The organism is Streptomyces sp. NPDC056480, from assembly GCF_042795405.1.
Taxonomy (GTDB): Bacteria; Actinomycetota; Actinomycetes; order Streptomycetales; family Streptomycetaceae; genus Streptomyces.
The window spans coordinates 21,239-36,778 of record NZ_JBHTSA010000085.1 but is presented as its reverse complement, the minus strand read 5'-3'; the positions used below and the strand labels follow the sequence as shown (position 1 = coordinate 36,778).

Here is a 15,540-nt window from a genome sequence, read left to right as displayed (position 1 = left end):
CTCGCGCACCTCCATGGGGGTCTGCAAGCCACCCTCGGTATCGCGCCCCCGCCCACACCCACACCGGCGGCGGGCCGCCCCGGGGAATCCCGGGGCGGCCCTCCTCGTGGTGCGGTGCTACGGCGTTCAGGCGCCGCGCAGGACCGCGCCCGTGCGTTCGGACGCCAGGGCGACCGCCGCGTCGCGGGCCGCGGTGGCCTCATCGACCGTGAGGGTGCGGTCCGGGGCGCGGAACTTCAGGGCGTACGCCAGGGACTTGGTGCCCTCGCCGAGCTGGTCGCCGGTGTAGACGTCGAACAGCCGGATGGACTCGAGGAGTTCACCCGCGCCCTCGGTGAGGGCGGCCTCGACCTCGGCGGCCGGGACGTCGCCCGCGACGACGAGGGCGACGTCCTGGGTGGCGACCGGGAAGGAGGAGATCCGAGGGGCCTTCACGGGGCCCTCGTTCGCCTTCTCCAGGCGGTCCAGGTCGATCTCCATCGCGCAGGTGCGGGCCGGCAGGCCGAAGGCCTTGACCACGCGCGGGTGGAGCTCGCCCGCGTGGCCGACGAGGACCTTCTCGCCGTCCACCTCGACGTGGAACGCGGCGCAGCGGCCCGGGTGCCACGGGGCGTGCTGGTCGGCGCTGATGATCAGCTCGACGCCCGCCTCGGCGGCCACGGTCCGGCCCGCCTCGACCGCGTCCGCCCAGTCGGACGGACGGCCCTTGCCCCACCAGCCGGCCTGCTCGCGCGCACCGGCGAGGACGACGGCGGCGCGGCGCGGCTGCGCGGGCAGCACGGCGTTGACCGAGGCGATCTCCTCGTCGGTGGGACGGCGGTCGACGGGCAGCCGGACGGCGACGCCCGGCTGTCCCTCCGGTCGGAAGACCAGACCGGTCTCGAAGAGCGCCAGGTCGTGGCTGCCGCGGCTGTCGTTCCGGCGCAGCGCGCCGAGCAGGCCCGGCAGCAGCGTCGTACGGAGCGCGGGCTCCTCGTCCGAGAGCGGGTTGACCAGCTTCACGAGCCGACGACGGGCGTCGTCCGCGTCGAGGCCGAGGTTGTCGAGGGCCTGCTCCCCGATGAACGGGTAGTTCAGCGCCTCGACGTACCCGGCACCGGCCAGGGCGCGGCCCACCCGGCGGTGGACGCGCTGGCGCTCGGTGAGCCCGCGGCCGGCCGGCGGCTTCGGCAGCGTGGAAGGCAGGTTCTCGTAGCCCTCCAGCCGGATGACCTCTTCGGCGAGGTCGTTCGGCTCGTTGAGGTCGGGACGCCACGACGGCACGGTGACGATGAGCTCGTCCTGGCCGTAGACGTCGCAGCCGACCTCCTGGAGGCGGCGGACGACGGTCTCGCGGCCGTAGCCGACGCCCGCGACCTTGTCCGGGTGGTTCGCCGGCATGGTGATCGTGCGCGGCGCGGACGGGGCGCTGATCTCGGTGACGCCGGCCTCGGCCGTACCGCCCGCGAGGAGCACGAGCAGGTCGACGCAGCGCTGGGCCGCGGCGGCCGCGGCCTGCGGGTCGACACCGCGCTCGAAGCGCTTGGACGCCTCGGAGGCCAGCTTGTGGCGGCGCGCGGTGCGGGCGATCGAGATCGCGTCGAAGTGCGCGGCCTCGATGACGACCTCGGAGGTGCCGGTGACGACCCCGGTCTCCGGGTCCGTCTCCGGGTCGGCGATCTCCGTGTTGGCGCCGCCCATGACACCGGCGATGCCGATCGGACCGCGGTCGTCGGTGATGACCAGGTCCGCCGCGTCCAGGACGCGGACGGTGCCGTCCAGCGTCGTGATCTTCTCGCCGGCCTCGGCGCGACGCACACCGACGGGGCCGTCGAGCCGGCTCCGGTCGTAGGCGTGCAGCGGCTGGCCGAGCTCGAGCATCACGTAGTTCGTGACGTCGACCGCGAGCGAGATCGGACGCATGCCGGCCTTCTGGAGGCGGCGGCGCAGCCAGATCGGCGACCGGGCCTCGGGCTGCAGACCGACGACGGTGCGCGCGGTGAAGCGGTCGCAGCCGATCGGGTCGGTGACCCGGACCGGGTAGCCGTACGAGTTGGGCGCGGGCACGTCGAGCAGCGCCGGGTCGCGCAGCGGCAGGCCGTACGCGATGGCGGTCTCGCGGGCGACGCCGCGCATCGAGAGGCAGTAGCCGCGGTCCGGGGTGACGGCGATGTCGAGGACCTCGTCGTACAGCTCCAGGAGCTTGGTGGCGTCGATGCCGATCTCGAGCTCCGGCGGCAGCACGATGATGCCGTGGGTGCCGTCGTCGCCCATGCCGAGCTCGTCGCCGGAGCAGATCATGCCCCGGGAGACCCGGCCGTACGTCTTGCGCTCGGCGATCCGGAAGTCACCGGGGAGCACGGCGCCGGGCAGGGCCACGACGACCTTGTCGCCGACGGCGAAGTTCCGGGCGCCGCAGATGATCTCCTGGGGCTCGCCGGTGCCGTTGGCCTGGCCGACGTCGACGGTACAGAAGCGGATCGGCTTCTTGAACTCCGTCAGCTCCTCGATGGTGAGGACCTTGCCGACCACCAGCGGGCCGGTCAGGCCGGCGCCGAGCTGCTCGACGGTCTCGACCTCGAGGCCTGCCGAAATGAGCTTGGCCTGGACGTCGCGGCCGGTCTCCGTCGCCGGCAGGTCGACGTACTCCCGCAGCCAAGAAAGCGGGACCCGCATCAGATCTCCATCCCGAACGGCCGGGTGAACCGGACGTCACCCTCGACCATGTTTCGCATGTCGTCGACGTTGTGGCGGAACATCAGCATCCGCTCGATGCCGAACCCGAAGGCGAATCCGCTGTACTTCTCGGGGTCCACACCGCAGGCGACGAGCACCTTCGGGTTGACCATGCCGCAGCCGCCCAGCTCGATCCAGCCCTCGCTGCCGCAGGTGCGGCAGGGGTGGTCCGGGTTGCCGACGGACTCGCCGCGGCAGACGTAGCAGAGCATGTCCATCTCGGCGGACGGCTCGGTGAAGGGGAAGAAGTTCGGACGCAGCCGGGTCTTCATGTCCGGGCCGAAGAGCGCCTGGACCATGTGGTCCAGGGTGCCCTTGAGGTCGGCCATGGTCAGGCCCTCGTCGACGGCGAGCAGCTCGATCTGATGGAAGACCGGGGTGTGCGTGGCGTCGAGCTCGTCGGTGCGGTAGACGCGGCCGGGGCACACGACGTAGACCGGGGGCTCCCGGTCGATGAGCGTGCGGGCCTGGACCGGCGAGGTGTGCGTGCGCAGCACGACACCGGACTCGTCGCCCGTGGTGCCTTCCGGCCCCTCGACGAAGAAGGTGTCCTGCATCTGGCGCGCCGGGTGGTCCGGTACGAAGTTGAGGGCGTCGAAGTTGAACCACTCCGCCTCGACCTCGGGGCCCTCGGCGACCTCGTACCCCATGGAGACGAACACGTCGGAGACGCGCTCCATGAGCGTGGTCAGCGGGTGGCGGGCGCCGGCCGGGACGCGGTCGTACGGCAGGGTGACGTCGACGGCCTCCTCGACGAGGACGCGCGCGTCGCGCTCGGCCTCCAGCTCCGTCTGGCGGGCGGCGAGCGCCTTGGAGACGATGCCGCGGGCCTGGCCCACGATCTTTCCGGCGGCGGCCTTGGCCTGCGGGGGCAGGGCACCGATCTCCCGGTTGGCGAGCGCCAGCGGCGAGGTGCCACCGGTGTGCGCCGTCTTCGCGTGCGCGAGCGCGTCGAGGTCGCCCGCGGCGGCGAAGGCGGCGAGCGCCTCGTCCCGCATGCGCTCGATCTCTTCCGGTTTCAGTGCCTCGACCTCAACCGGGTCGTACGACTTATTGGGTGCGGACATCTCTTCCCGTGCTTCCGTTGGCTTGGCTGGGCGGCCCCGCTCGACGTCAAGGGCGCAAACGTGCCAAAGGACGAGTCTAACGGGGTGGGGGGATGCGAATGAGCCCGTGGGCGGCCCGGGCGGCTTTCGATCTCGTCCGATCCTGTCCGATCCGGTCGGACTTCGTGCTGGATCTCGTCAGGCGAGATGGGCCGGGGTGCCGACGGGCAGCATAAATCGGAACTCGGCCCCGCCTCGGGGGCCCCTGCCGACGGTGATGGTTCCGCCGTGGGCCTCGACGACGCCCTTGACGATGTAGAGGCCGAGGCCGGTGCCGCCGCGCTTGCTGCCCCGCCAGAAGCGGGTGAAGACGCGGCTCATCGACTCCTCGGGGATGCCGGGGCCCTCGTCGCTCACGGTGACCTCCGTCCCCTCTTCTCCGTCGGCGCACGTCCTGGCGGGTGCCACCTCGATGGTGACGGTTCCGTCGCCGTGGCGCACCGCATTTTCGAGGAGGTTGCCGAGGATCTGGTCGATCTTGTCGGGGTCGGCCCAGAGCGCGGGCAGTCCGGGCATGATCCGGACGAAGAACCGGTCCGGGGACTGGCCGCCGGTGGTGTGCACCTGGACGTGCCGGCCGATGGCGGCGGCGATGTCGACGGGCTGGCGCCGCACCTCGAGGCGGCCCGAGTCGATCCGGGAGATGTCGAGGAGCTCGGCGATGAGCCGCTTGATGCGGCCCGCGTCGGCGTCGACGGTCTCCAGCATCAGCCGCTTCTGCTCGTCGTTGAACCGCTCCCACTTGGTGAGGAGGGTGGCGGTGAAGCCCTTGACGGAGGTGAGCGGGGAGCGCAGCTCGTGGGCGACCGTGGCGATGAGCTCGGCGTGGCTGCGCTCGGTGCGACGGCGCGCCTCGGTGCCGCGCAGACAGACCACGACGCGGCGGACCGGTCCTGTGGGGTGCTCACGGATGTAGCGGGCGGAGACGAGGACCTCACGGCCGCCGGGCAGCAGCAGATTGCGCTCGGGCTGGCCGCGGCGGGTGGCGAGGCCGCCGTACGGGTCGGTCAGGGCCCACCAGCGGCGTCCCTTGAGGTCTTCGAGCGGCAGCGCCTGGTCGAGGGGGAGGCCGAGGGCCTTGTCGCCGGGGACGGCGGTGATGCGGCTGGCGGCGGCGTTGAAGGTGACGACCCGGCCGGTCTCGTCGGCGACGACGAGTCCGTCGGGCAGGTCGTCGGGAAGCACACCGGCGAAACCGTCGGCGCCCGCCTGCTCCCGGGCGTCCGGTGCGGACGCCTGGCCCGGCGGCTCCTGGGCGTGCGGCTCGGTGCTCCGTGCCTGTGCGGGACTGTCCGTGCCGACCGTCATCCCCGTTCCCCACCCCTCCGTGTAGCGCAGTGGGCCCCCGAGTGCGTCACTCTACTGGGCGGGGGGGCGGAATGGACCCCTCAGGCGGAGGTTCGGGGCCGCTGTGCGCGGGCGGAGGCGTACAGGCAGACCGCGGCGGCCGTCGCGAGGTTGAGGCTCTCGGCCTTGCCGTGGATCGGGACGCGGACGACGGCGTCGGCGAGGGCCCGGGTCTCCTCGGGCAGGCCCCAGGCCTCGTTGCCGAAGATCCAGGCGGTGGGCCCGCCCATGGTGCCGGCGTCCAGCTCGGCGTCGAGGTCGTCCTGACCGGCCCCGTCGGCGGCGAGGATGCGTACGCCCGCGCCCTTCAGCCCGGCGACGGCCTGCTCGACGGGGACACCGACGGCGACCGGCAGATGGAAGAGCGAACCGACCGAGGCCCGGACGGACTTGGGGTTGTACAGGTCGACGGAGGCGTCGGTGAGGACGACCGCGTCGGCGCCGGCCGCGTCGGCGCAGCGCAGCACCGTGCCGGCGTTCCCGGGATCGCGTACGTGGGCGAGGACGGCGACCAGCTTGGGGCGGGCCGCGACGATCTCCTCGAACGGCGAGTCGAGGAACCGGCAGACACCGACGAGCCCCTGCGGGGTGACGGTCTGGGAGACCTCGGCCAGGACGGCATCGGAGGCGTGGTGGACGCGGGCCCCGGCGGCGAGGGCGGCCTCGATGATGGCGCTGTAGCGCTCGGCGGCCTCGACGGTGGTGAAGAGCTCGACGAGCGTGGGCTCTCCGGTGGAGCCGCGGTGCTCGACGGCCTCACGGACGGCCTGCGGGCCCTCGGCGATGAAGAGGCGGTCCTTGCCCCGGAAGTTGCGCTTGGCGAGCCGCCGGGCGGCGACGACGCGCGGGGAACGCGGGGAGATCAGCTCGGGGGTGACCATGAGGTGCGGCGGTTCTCTCTTCGGTGCCGGGTGGCTACGGGATCCGGGGCTTCGGGGTCCGGGCTCGGGGGTCCGGTCGCGTGACCCGCGGTGTCCGGCTCTCGGGACCTGGGGCGGGTCGGGGCCGGTGTCGGGACCGGAGGTCGGTGACGGGGCCGGACGTCGGTGACGGGACCGGTTTCGGGACCGGACGTCGGTGACGCTTCGGGCCCGGCTCGGTGGCGCTTCGGGCCTGGGCGGCCCACCTCCACCGAACACCCTTCAGGGGGCAGACGCACCCGGACCCGCAGACGCGTGCGCGCCTGCGGGTCCGGGCAGAGGTACTGCGGCCTGGAAGATCAGGCGGCGGCCTTCGGGGCGTTGACGTCGGCCGGGAGGGCCTTCTGCGCGACCTCGACCAGCGCGGCGAACGCGTTGATGTCGTTGACGGCCAGCTCGGCGAGGATCTTGCGGTCCACCTCGATGTTGGCGGCCTTCAGACCCTGGATGAGGCGGTTGTACGTCATGCCGTTCTGGCGGGCAGCGGCGTTGATGCGCTGGATCCACAGCTGACGGAAGTCGCCCTTGCGCTTCTTGCGGTCGTTGTAGTTGTAGACCAGCGAGTGGGTGACCTGCTCCTTGGCCTTGCGGTACAGGCGCGAGCGCTGACCGCGGTAGCCGGAGGCCGCCTCGAGGATCGCCCGGCGCTTCTTGTGGGCGTTGACTGCCCGCTTGACGCGTGCCACTTGTTAACTCCTTGTAGCGGGGTCGTGGTGGTCCTCACACGACCCGAAAAACGGATGGTTCCCGGTCTTGGCCGGAAGCTCTCGTCGCCGAGAGCGGGAGATCAAACTCAGATGCCCAGCATCTTCTTGATCTTGGCGGCGTCACCCGGGGCCATCTCGGCGTTGCCGGTGAGGCGACGCGTCAGCTTGGACGACTTGTGCTCGAGCAGGTGGCGCTTGCCGGCGCGCTCGCGCAGGATCTTGCCGGTGCCGGTGACCTTGAAGCGCTTCTTGGCACCGGAGTGCGTCTTGTTCTTCGGCATCGCGCCGTATCTCCTCGTCAGTGGCGCTCCCCACCGGTGCGGGCACCGGAGATCCGGGAGCGTCAATTCTTCGTTTGGTGGTTCCGGGCGGGGCCCGGGGCTGCCTGGTTGGCAGCCCCGCGGGTCACGCCTCGGGGGTCTCGGCCGGGGCTTCCGCCTCGGCCTCGACGACCGGAGCCTCAGCAGCCTCGGTCTCGGCGGCCGGAGCCTCGGACGTCTCCTCGGAGGTGACGCCCTGGCGCTCGGCCTTGCGTGCGGCCTGGGCCTCACGCGCCTCGGCCATGGCCTCGGTCTTCTTCTTGTGCGGGCCGAGAACCATGATCATGTTCCGGCCGTCCTGCTTCGGGTTGGACTCGATGAAGCCAAGCTCCTCGACGTCCGACGCCAGCCGCTGCAGCAGCCGGAAACCAAGCTCGGGACGGGACTGCTCACGACCACGGAACATGATCGTGATCTTGACCTTGTCACCCTGCTTGAGGAACCGGACGACGTGACCCTTCTTGGTGTCATAGTCGTGCGGGTCGATCTTCGGCCGGAGCTTCATCTCCTTGATGACCGTGTGCGCCTGGTTCTTGCGCGCCTCACGGGCCTTCATGGCCGACTCGTACTTGAACTTCCCGTAGTCCATGAGCTTGCACACGGGCGGACGGGCGTTCGCCGCGACCTCGACCAGGTCGAGGTCGTACTCCTGTGCGAGCTCCAGGGCCTTGGCAAGCGGAACAATCCCGACCTGCTCGCCGCTGGGTCCGACAAGTCGCACCTCGGGAACGCGAATCCTGTCGTTGATGCGGGGCTCGGCGCTGATGGATCCTCCTCGGTAGCACCACGCGACCGCCTGGCGGACGGACGCGCATGTCTTTTCTGTGAGACCAACCGAGCCGGTACATGAAAAATGCCCCGGACGGGACACAGGCGGGGCTCCAAAGAAATACCGGAGCACCGCCGCGATCAACCGCGGGGCGCACATCGGGCGGCTCCATCGTCCGTACGGAACGATGGGCGCCACCTGACCGGTGACCCGCCACCCGCGAGGGTGGTCAGGTGGGAGTACGGAGCCTCCACTTGTGGGCCGGGCACACAGGTGTCCGGCCGGTCGTTACACAAGGTTAGCAGGACCCGGCGGTCTCCGCTAACCGAGGACCGGCATATCGTATGAGGCATGAGCGAGACGCCCCAGAACGAGTCCCCCGACACCGCCGATTCCCCCGACTTCGACGCCATGACCCGCGACATCGCGGAGGTCCCCGCGGTCGAGGTGATCGTGACCGTCGCCGTCAACCTGATGAGCGCCGCCGCGGTGAAGCTCGGGCTCACCGAGGAGGGCGACAAGTACAAGGACCTCGACGAGGCCCGCAAGCTGGTGCACGCGCTCGCGGGCCTGCTCGACGCCGGCGCGACGGAGGTCTCGTCCTTCCACGCCGCTCCCCTGCGGGACGGCCTGAAGTCCCTCCAGCTCGCCTTCCGCGAGGCGTCCCTGATCCCGGACGAGCCGGGCCAGGGTCCTGGCGAGAAGTACACGGGACCGGTGTACGGCTAGGACCCGGTCGTACGTCTTAGTTCTTTACGTAGAAGGGCTCGCCCGGAGGCGTGGCCGAGGCCGGCAGGAGTGCCAGGTCGAGGCCCCGCACCAGGCGGGCCCTCAGTGTTTCGTCGGCGGCCAGGGCGCGGGCCACGCGCTGGGCGGCCTCCGCCGGCGAGCCGCCCTCGGCGAGGACCAGGGCGAGGGTGCCGTCGGCGGCGCCGGGGCCCAGGTGGGCGCGGAGCACCGCGGGCTCCGCGGCGACGGCGGCCCGTACCGCTTCCCGTACGGCGGGGTCGTCGAGCGGGTCGGCACTGGTGCGGCCCTCGGCGAGGGCGAGCAGGGCCGGTCCGGTCAGCTGGTACGGCACCGGGCCCGCGAGGTCGAGGACGACCGTGTCGGCCTTCTCGTGCGCGGCGGCCTGGAGCGCCTGGTGGAGCGGGACGGCGACGGGCCGGGCCTCCGGGTCCCAGAGGGCGAGCGAGGCGATCGAGGTGAAGGCGGGCAGAGCGCGCCGGTCACCGGCCGTGAGGGTGGGGACCGCCATGTCGCTGGTCTTCTCGCGGCGCAGGCCGTTCTCGTCGGTCTCGACCTCGCCGAGGACGGCGACGACGGGGACGAGCAGCCGGGCCTCCCGCAGTGCGTCGAGGACCGGGCCGTGGGCGGTTCTGTCCTCCGCCCAGGCCGCGAGGGCCGCGGCGAGCCGCGGGTCGGCGGTGCCGTCGTCGTCGGAGAAACCGGGGTCCGGGATGTTCTTGAGCGCCACGCACCGAGCCTAACCGCCGGACGGGGGCGCTCGGTCCGCCGGGTCCTGGCGGGGTCCGGTGGGCGCCGGCGGGTCCGCCGGGTGCTCGCGAGTGGGTGCCGGCGGGCGGGTCCGGTGGGTGCCGGCAGGTCCGCAGGGTCTTGGCGGGTCCGGCAGGTGCTCGCGAGTGGGTGCCGGCGGGTCCGGCGGGTGCTAGCGGGTGCGGTGGGCGCGGCGGAGGATCACGGCGGTGAGGAGCAGCAGGGCGCCGAGGCCGCCGGTGAGCGGGGCGAGCAGGCCGACGGGGCGGCTCTCCTCGGGCGCGGGCAGCGGTCCGGGGCCGAAGTAGCGGCCCTGGTAGCCGGTGGCCGTGGCCTTGGGGTCGCCGCCCTTGATCTTCGCGCCCGCCTCGATCGCGGCGGCCGGGTCGACGGTCCCGTACCCCTTGGCGTCGCTGCGGCCGCCCTTGGGGCGGCTGCGGGCGGTGTCGATGAGGAGCCGCTTGACCTGGGCCGGGGTGAGGTCGGGGTGCGCGGAGCGGACGAGGGCGACGGCTCCGGAGGCGAACGCGGCGGCGGCGCTGGTGCCCCAGCCCTCGTAGTAGCGGCGGTCGGGGTCGGCGATGGCGATGTCGACACCGGGGGCGCTGACGGTGGCGTACCAGCGGCGGGTGGAGAAGGAGGCGTGGGTGCCGTAGCGGTCGACCGCGGTGACTGCGATGACGCCGGGGTAGGCGGCGGGGTACGAGATGTGGTCGCCCTTCTCGCCGCCGTTGCCGGCGGAGGCGACGACGGAGACGCCCTTCGCGAGGGCGTACTGGACGGCGGCGTCCTCGCCGGCGTCCGGGTGGGCGGACTTGGAGTCGTCGCCAAGGGACATGTTGATGACGTCGGCGCCGTGGTCGGCGGCCCACCGGATGCCTTCGGCGAGGGCGGTGCCCCGGGTCTTGCGGGCCTTGTCGCGGGACTTGTCGGTGCCTTCGAGGATGACCCGGACGGGCAGGATCCTGGCGTCGGGGGCGATGCCGAGGACGCCGTCGCCGCCGTCGGGCCCGTGGCCGTGCCCGGCGATGATCCCGGCCATGGCCGTGCCGTGCCGGGCCCAGGCGCGGTCGCCCCGGGAGGCGCCGAAGCCGACGAGGTCGCGGCCGGCGAGGACCGAGCCCTCGAGGTCGGGGTGCTGGTCGTCGACGCCGGTGTCGAGGACGGCGACGGTGATGCCCTCGCCCTTGGTGGTCTGCCAGGCCTCGGTGGTGTGGAGGGCCTGGAGGCCCCACTGCCGGGCCCGGATGGTGTCGGCGTACGCGGGCGTGGTGGTGGCGGGGAGGACGGCGAAGGCGGTGGCGAGGAGGACGGCCGCGGGGGTACGGAGGCGGGTCACCGGGCGTCCTTCTCCTGGTCCTTATTCGGCGGGGCGACGGCCGTGCGCAGCAGCTGCTCGAACCGGAGGGTGATGTTCTTGGCCTCGTGCCCGAGGCCGGACTGCGCGGTGGCGTCGGTGCGGCCCGCGGTCATGGCGCGGTCGGCGGGCTGCGGGGCGTCGACGGCGCGGCCGTCGGCGAAGCCGGAGACGGCGGTGACGACGACGGGGAGGTCGGTGGGGGCGTTCAGCCACCAGCCTGCCCGCTGCTTCGCGCCGAAGCGGGCGGCGACGGTGCCGGGGCCGGACAGCGCCGGAGGGACGTCCTGGCCGAGGCGGGTGGTGAGGCCCTGGCCGAGGGTGCGCTGCGTGGTGGCGTCGGCGCGGGTGAAGACGAGGCCGACGGTGATCACGCTGCTGGCGGTGGCGTCGGTGTACGTGGCGCGCAGGACGCGCTCGCAGCCCAGCGGCTCGAGGGTGGCGAGGAGGCCCTTGGCCAGGACGGCCGGCGAGCAGGCGGCGTCGGGGGCGACGACGATCCGGGTCCAGGCCCGGGCGGCGCCGCCCGGGCCCGCGCCGGGTCCCGCGAGGGTGCGGGGGAAGAGGGTGTCGACGGGGGCGTTGTGCCAGAGGTCCTTGGCCTGGGTGTACCCGGCGGGTTCGGCGGGCTCGCCGGGCTCGGCGGCGGCCAGCCACATGCCGGTGAGGGCTCCGCCGATGAGCCCGATCCCGAGCACGGCGCAGACCCCGACGGCGATGGCCCGTCCGGTCCGCCGCTCCCGCACGGGCCGGAGCCGGGTGGTGGTCTCGAAGGGAGTCTCGGGCGGCAGGGAGGCGGTGACGGCCCGGTGGGCGCCGTGGCCGTGGGCGTGGCTGAACGGGCCGGCGTGGGGCCGGGCGTGGTGGGGCACGGCGGAACCGGAGGCCGGGCCCGCGTGGGTCGCGGGAGCGACCGGGGCGGGGCCTGCGGCGGGGGGCCCGGGGTTCGTCCGGCGGGGTGCGGGCCGGTGGGGTACGGAGGCGGCCGGTCCCGTCGGTGCGGGCTGCGACTGGGGGGCGGCGGGACCTGCGGCCGGGCGCGGGAGGGTGGCGGGCACGGGCCGGGGCGGGGCCGCGGACGCGGGCTGCCAGGGGGCGCCGGGGGCCGGAGCGCCGGGGGCGGGCATCGGCGGGCTCGGAGCGGCCGTCGCCGGACCCGTGGCCGAGGCGGACGCGGAAGGAGCGGGCGTCGGCCGAGGCGAGCTGCCGGACTCCCCCGAGGCCACCCCGGCGGAGGTCACTGCGGAGACCGGAGGGGCGGGAGGAGCGGGAGGAGCAGCCGAGCGGGGCGGTGCCGCCGGAGCGGTCGCCGAGCGGGACGGCGCCGCCGGAGCGGTCGCCGGGCGGGGCGGTGCCGCAGGCGTCGAAGCTGCGGAGCCGGCGGGAGCCGTGTAACCCGCCAACGGAGGCATCGGCTGCGAGACCGCCGAGCCCGCCCGCGGCGGAGCCGTCGGGCCGGAGCCCCGACCGGACGGGGCCGCCGGCGCGGCCACCGGGCCGGACGTCGCGGCTGCGGGGCGCCCTGGAGCCGTACCCCCAGGCGGGCTTGCCGGGATCACGTGGCCCGGCGCGGGCCGGGCCGGGGCCTCGGGCGCTCGGTTCGCCGGGCCGGACTCCGGGCGCGCCGGAGGCGTCGGGGCCGGCCGTGGTGGGGCCGACGGGGCGGTCGTGGGCCGGGGCGGAGTCCCGGCGGTCGGGGCCGTGGGTCCGGTCGCCGGGCGGGGCGCGGTCCCGGCCGGCCTCGGCAGGTTCGCCGGGACAGCCGGTGCCGTCGGTGCCGTCGGTGCCGTCGGTGCCGTCGGTGTCACCGGTCCGCCCCCTGGCGTCGGCGGCGTGTCCCCCGGCCTGATCGGTCGCAGCCGCGTCGTCATCTCCATCTCGGACGGGGCCGGGGCCGGGTCCGGTCGGAGGAGGGCGTCGGTGATGCGGGAGGTCGTGCCGGGGCGCTGTTCGCCGCTCATCCCCGTCCCCCCGCTCGTGTCGACAATGCCCGTCACTCTACGGGCTGTTCCCCCTGGTACGGGAACCCAGGGGCTACCCACCCGTAAACCTGTCTGGCAAGCTCGGGCCATGACTCCCCGTGCCGCCGACCGGGCCCGTTACGACCGGGCCACCGCTCATCTCGACGCGCCCGTGGCGATCGTCGATCTGGAGGCCTTCGACGCGAACGCGGACGACCTCGTGCGCCGCGCCGGCGGCAAGCCCGTACGGGTCGCGAGCAAGTCCGTGCGGTGCCGGGCGCTCCTGGAGCGGGTGCTGGCGCGGGAGGGCTTCGCCGGGATCATGTCGTTCACGCTCGACGAGTCGTTGTGGCTGGCCCGCGCCGGGTTCGAGGACGTGCTCCTCGCCTACCCGTCGGCGGACCGCACCGGCTTCGGTGAGCTGGCGCGCGATCCGAAGCTGGCCGCCGCCGTGACGGTGATGGTCGACGACGTGGCGCAGCTGGATCTGATCGACGCCTCCCGCGCGGGCGGGACGGAGGAGGTCCGGGTCTGTCTGGAGCTGGACACGGCGCTCAGTCTCCTCGGCGGCCGGATCCGCGTCGGTGCCCTCCGCTCCCCGCTGCGCGAGCCCGCGCAACTCGCGGAGCTGGCCCGTTCGGTGGTCCGGCGGCCCGGGTTCCGGCTGGTCGGGATCATGGCGTACGAGGGGCATGTCGCGGGGGTCGGGGACTCGATCGCGGGCCGGCCGCTGCGGTCGCGGGCGATCCGGCTCATGCAGGCGGCGGCCCGCAGGGAGCTCGCCGAGCGCAGGGCGGCCGTGGTGCGTGCCGTACGGGCCGTGGCGCCGGACCTGGAGTTCGTGAACGGCGGCGGCACCGGCAGCGTGCAGCACACGGCCGCCGAGGACGCGGTGACGGAGATCGCCGCGGGTTCGGGGCTCTTCGTGCCGCGCCTCTTCGACAACTACACCTCGTTCAGCGGGCGGCCCGCGGCTCTCTTCGCGCAGCCCGTCGTCCGTCGGCCGGGGGTCGGGGTGGTGACCGTCCTCGGGGGCGGCTACCCGGCGTCCGGTGCAGCCGGGCCCGACCGGCTGCCGGTGCCGTATCTGCCGGAGGGCCTCACGTACGACCCCCAGGAGGGTCCGGGCGAGGTGCAGACCCCGCTGATCGGCTCGCCCGCCGACGATCTGCGGATCGGCGACAAGGTGTGGTTCCGGCACGCGAAGGCGGGCGAGCTGTGTGAGCGGTTCGCGAGTCTGGGGCTGATCGAGGGCGATCGGATCACCGCCACCGTCCCCACGTACCGGGGCGAGGGCCAGACCTTCCTCTAGACCTCCCTCCGGGCCCCCAGGCCCCCTCCAAGCCTTCCACCAAGCCTTCCACCAGGCCTCCCTTCAGGCCTTCCACCGGGCCTTCGGCCGCTCGCCGAAGGTCTGGAGGCCCGGGGGCCCGGAGGCCTTCAGAAGACCCTGTCCTGTTGGTCCGGGATCACGCTTCCGTCGGACCGCCGGACCGGCTCCGCCGTGCCGTCGCCCGCCGTGTAGCCGGTGCTCGCGCAGGGGTACGGGGTGGCCTTCCGCTGCTTCGGCTCGATGAACATGGGGTTGACGATCCAGCGGCCGTCGCCGTTCTCGTACGCCCGGCACATGAGTTCGTTCTTGTTGCGGTTGAGGACCAGCCGCAGGCCGGTGGCGTCCCGCAGGAACGAGACGTCGGTGTCGGAGTCGCCCGCGGCGAACACCTGGCGCCGGGAGGCCGGCTGCACACGCTCGGCGGCGGGGCCGCGGACCCCGAAGATCTCCTGGTTGATCCAGCATCGCTTGCCGTCGATGTAGGTGATCATCGTGTCCTCGCCGTCCCGTACCGTTCCGCAGCCCTTGAGGTGGGCGGTGAGACGGCCGCCGCGGTCGGTGGTGTTGCGGATCCCGATGGCGTGGGAGGGGGCGACGCCGACGCCCTTCGCCCAGACGTCGACGACGGGTTCGGGCGAGGCGGAGACGATCCAGACGTCGAAGCCGGCGTCCCGGAGGGTGCGGATCAGGTCGCGCTGCTGCGGGTAGTAGCGGACCCAGCCGGTGACCTGGGCGGTGCCGACGCGCTGGGTGGCGCCCTGCGGGGCGGCGAGGTTCTCGGCGCGGGCGGCGGCGGCGAACGACTCGACCTGGCGGGTGGTCCAGCCGCGCAGGAGCTGGGCGAGCCAGGCGTACTGGGGCTCCGTACGGCGGCGGTCGTGGCCCGCGAAGGCGGTCTTCCCGGCCGTGGTGGCGCCCGAGGCGTAGACGGAGAGGAGCTCGTCTGCGCAGCGGGTGTCGGTGGCCGTGGGCAGGACGCGTACGCCGCCGGGACAGGCTTCGCCGAGGGCGGTGGCCGCCTCGGGGGTGAGGTGGCGGCTGGTGGTGGACCAGTCGCCGTTCCGGGGCGGGCGTACCCGGTCGTTGCGCAGCAGCCAGTGGAAGGTGGCGTCGCCGACGTCGTTCTTGATGACGGTGTTGTCCCAGTCGAAGACGGCGACGGGCTTCCCGCCCCCGTCCCGGCAGTGCTCGGCCACGAGGGCGTCGACGCGGGCCTTGTTGTCGCCGTACCAGCCCTCGGAGACCTTCAGGGTGGGGCAGGGCCGGGGCGTCCGGTGGTCCCGGGGATTCGCCTCGGCGGCACCGGCGGAGACGAGGCTCGCGGCGGCGAGGGCGAGGGCGGCGGTGACGGCGGACGAACGGAGCCGGGCACGCTGGTTCATGATCACTCTCCTGTCGGGGCTGCTGCGGACGCCGAACAGCCGGGCGCCTTGCGACGCCCGGCTGCCGGGTGGGGATGTGGGGGTGTGGGGATGTGGGGGGTGTGGCGGATGTGGGGGTGTGGCGGC

Annotated in this window: 14 protein-coding genes; 3 read left to right on the top strand and 11 right to left on the bottom strand. The window is 73.6% G+C overall.

The genetic code is table 11. From position 1 onward, the window contains the following. Positions 1-126: 126 nt before the first annotated feature. The 7 genes from pheT to infC form a co-directional block, all read right to left on the bottom strand. Complete coding sequence (gene pheT, locus ACFQ79_RS29360) at positions 127-2,655, bottom strand: phenylalanine--tRNA ligase subunit beta (protein ID WP_383589115.1); 2,529 nt, start codon at positions 2,653-2,655, stop codon at positions 127-129. Then, the gene (gene pheS, locus ACFQ79_RS29355) at positions 2,655-3,782 is read right to left on the bottom strand and encodes a phenylalanine--tRNA ligase subunit alpha (RefSeq protein WP_383589113.1); all 1,128 of its coding nucleotides are present in this window, start codon (positions 3,780-3,782) and stop codon (positions 2,655-2,657) included. Before pheS ends, pheT begins: the two co-directional genes overlap by 1 nt. 177 nt (positions 3,783-3,959) lie before the next feature. After that, positions 3,960-5,129, bottom strand: coding sequence for an ATP-binding protein (locus tag ACFQ79_RS29350; RefSeq protein WP_383589111.1), 1,170 nt, complete (start codon positions 5,127-5,129; stop codon positions 3,960-3,962). Positions 5,130-5,209: 80 nt separating this feature from the next. Next, positions 5,210-6,049: a TrmH family RNA methyltransferase gene (locus ACFQ79_RS29345; protein ID WP_383589109.1), complete on the bottom strand. Its 840-nt coding sequence runs from the start codon at positions 6,047-6,049 to the stop codon at positions 5,210-5,212. Between the two features lie 338 nt (positions 6,050-6,387). Continuing rightward, the gene (gene rplT / locus ACFQ79_RS29340; RefSeq protein WP_017241732.1) at positions 6,388-6,774 is read right to left on the bottom strand and encodes a 50S ribosomal protein L20; all 387 of its coding nucleotides are present in this window, start codon (positions 6,772-6,774) and stop codon (positions 6,388-6,390) included. Positions 6,775-6,881: 107 nt separating this feature from the next. Further along, on the bottom strand, positions 6,882-7,076 hold the full coding sequence (gene rpmI, locus ACFQ79_RS29335) for a 50S ribosomal protein L35 (protein WP_030316087.1): 195 nt from the start codon (positions 7,074-7,076) through the stop codon (positions 6,882-6,884). Between the two features lie 124 nt (positions 7,077-7,200). Next, the gene (infC, locus tag ACFQ79_RS29330) at positions 7,201-7,881 is read right to left on the bottom strand and encodes a translation initiation factor IF-3 (RefSeq protein ID WP_383589119.1); all 681 of its coding nucleotides are present in this window, start codon (positions 7,879-7,881) and stop codon (positions 7,201-7,203) included. Between the two features lie 354 nt (positions 7,882-8,235). Between infC and ACFQ79_RS29325 the strand changes: the two genes are divergently transcribed. Next, positions 8,236-8,613: a DUF1844 domain-containing protein gene (locus ACFQ79_RS29325; RefSeq protein WP_383589107.1), complete on the top strand. Its 378-nt coding sequence runs from the start codon at positions 8,236-8,238 to the stop codon at positions 8,611-8,613. Between the two features lie 16 nt (positions 8,614-8,629). On the opposite strand, the gene ACFQ79_RS29320 is transcribed toward ACFQ79_RS29325, so the two are convergent. The 3 genes from ACFQ79_RS29320 to ACFQ79_RS29310 form a co-directional block, all read right to left on the bottom strand. Continuing rightward, positions 8,630-9,361 (bottom strand): SseB family protein, encoded by a 732-nt coding sequence (locus tag ACFQ79_RS29320; protein ID WP_383589105.1) that lies wholly within the window; start codon positions 9,359-9,361, stop codon positions 8,630-8,632. 192 nt (positions 9,362-9,553) lie between these two features. After that, positions 9,554-10,720 (bottom strand): type VII secretion-associated serine protease mycosin, encoded by a 1,167-nt coding sequence (mycP, locus tag ACFQ79_RS29315; protein ID WP_383589104.1) that lies wholly within the window; start codon positions 10,718-10,720, stop codon positions 9,554-9,556. After that, positions 10,717-11,610 carry a hypothetical protein gene (locus tag ACFQ79_RS29310; protein WP_383589102.1) on the bottom strand — a complete coding sequence of 298 codons (894 nt, stop codon included), beginning with the start codon at positions 11,608-11,610 and terminating at the stop codon, positions 10,717-10,719. Before ACFQ79_RS29310 ends, mycP begins: the two co-directional genes overlap by 4 nt. A 175-nt stretch (positions 11,611-11,785) precedes the next feature. On the opposite strand from ACFQ79_RS29310, the gene ACFQ79_RS29305 reads away from it, so the two are divergent. Together ACFQ79_RS29305 and ACFQ79_RS29300 are read left to right on the top strand one after the other, a co-directional pair. Further along, positions 11,786-12,133, top strand: coding sequence for a hypothetical protein (locus ACFQ79_RS29305; protein WP_383589100.1), 348 nt, complete (start codon positions 11,786-11,788; stop codon positions 12,131-12,133). Between the two features lie 675 nt (positions 12,134-12,808). Next, on the top strand, positions 12,809-14,011 hold the full coding sequence (locus ACFQ79_RS29300; RefSeq protein ID WP_383589098.1) for an amino acid deaminase/aldolase: 1,203 nt from the start codon (positions 12,809-12,811) through the stop codon (positions 14,009-14,011). Positions 14,012-14,139: 128 nt separating this feature from the next. On the opposite strand, the gene ACFQ79_RS29295 is transcribed toward ACFQ79_RS29300, so the two are convergent. Then, a complete protein-coding gene (locus ACFQ79_RS29295) occupies positions 14,140-15,414 on the bottom strand; it encodes a haloacid dehalogenase-like hydrolase (RefSeq protein WP_383589096.1) in 1,275 nt (424 codons plus the stop codon). Positions 15,415-15,540: the final 126 nt, after the last annotated feature.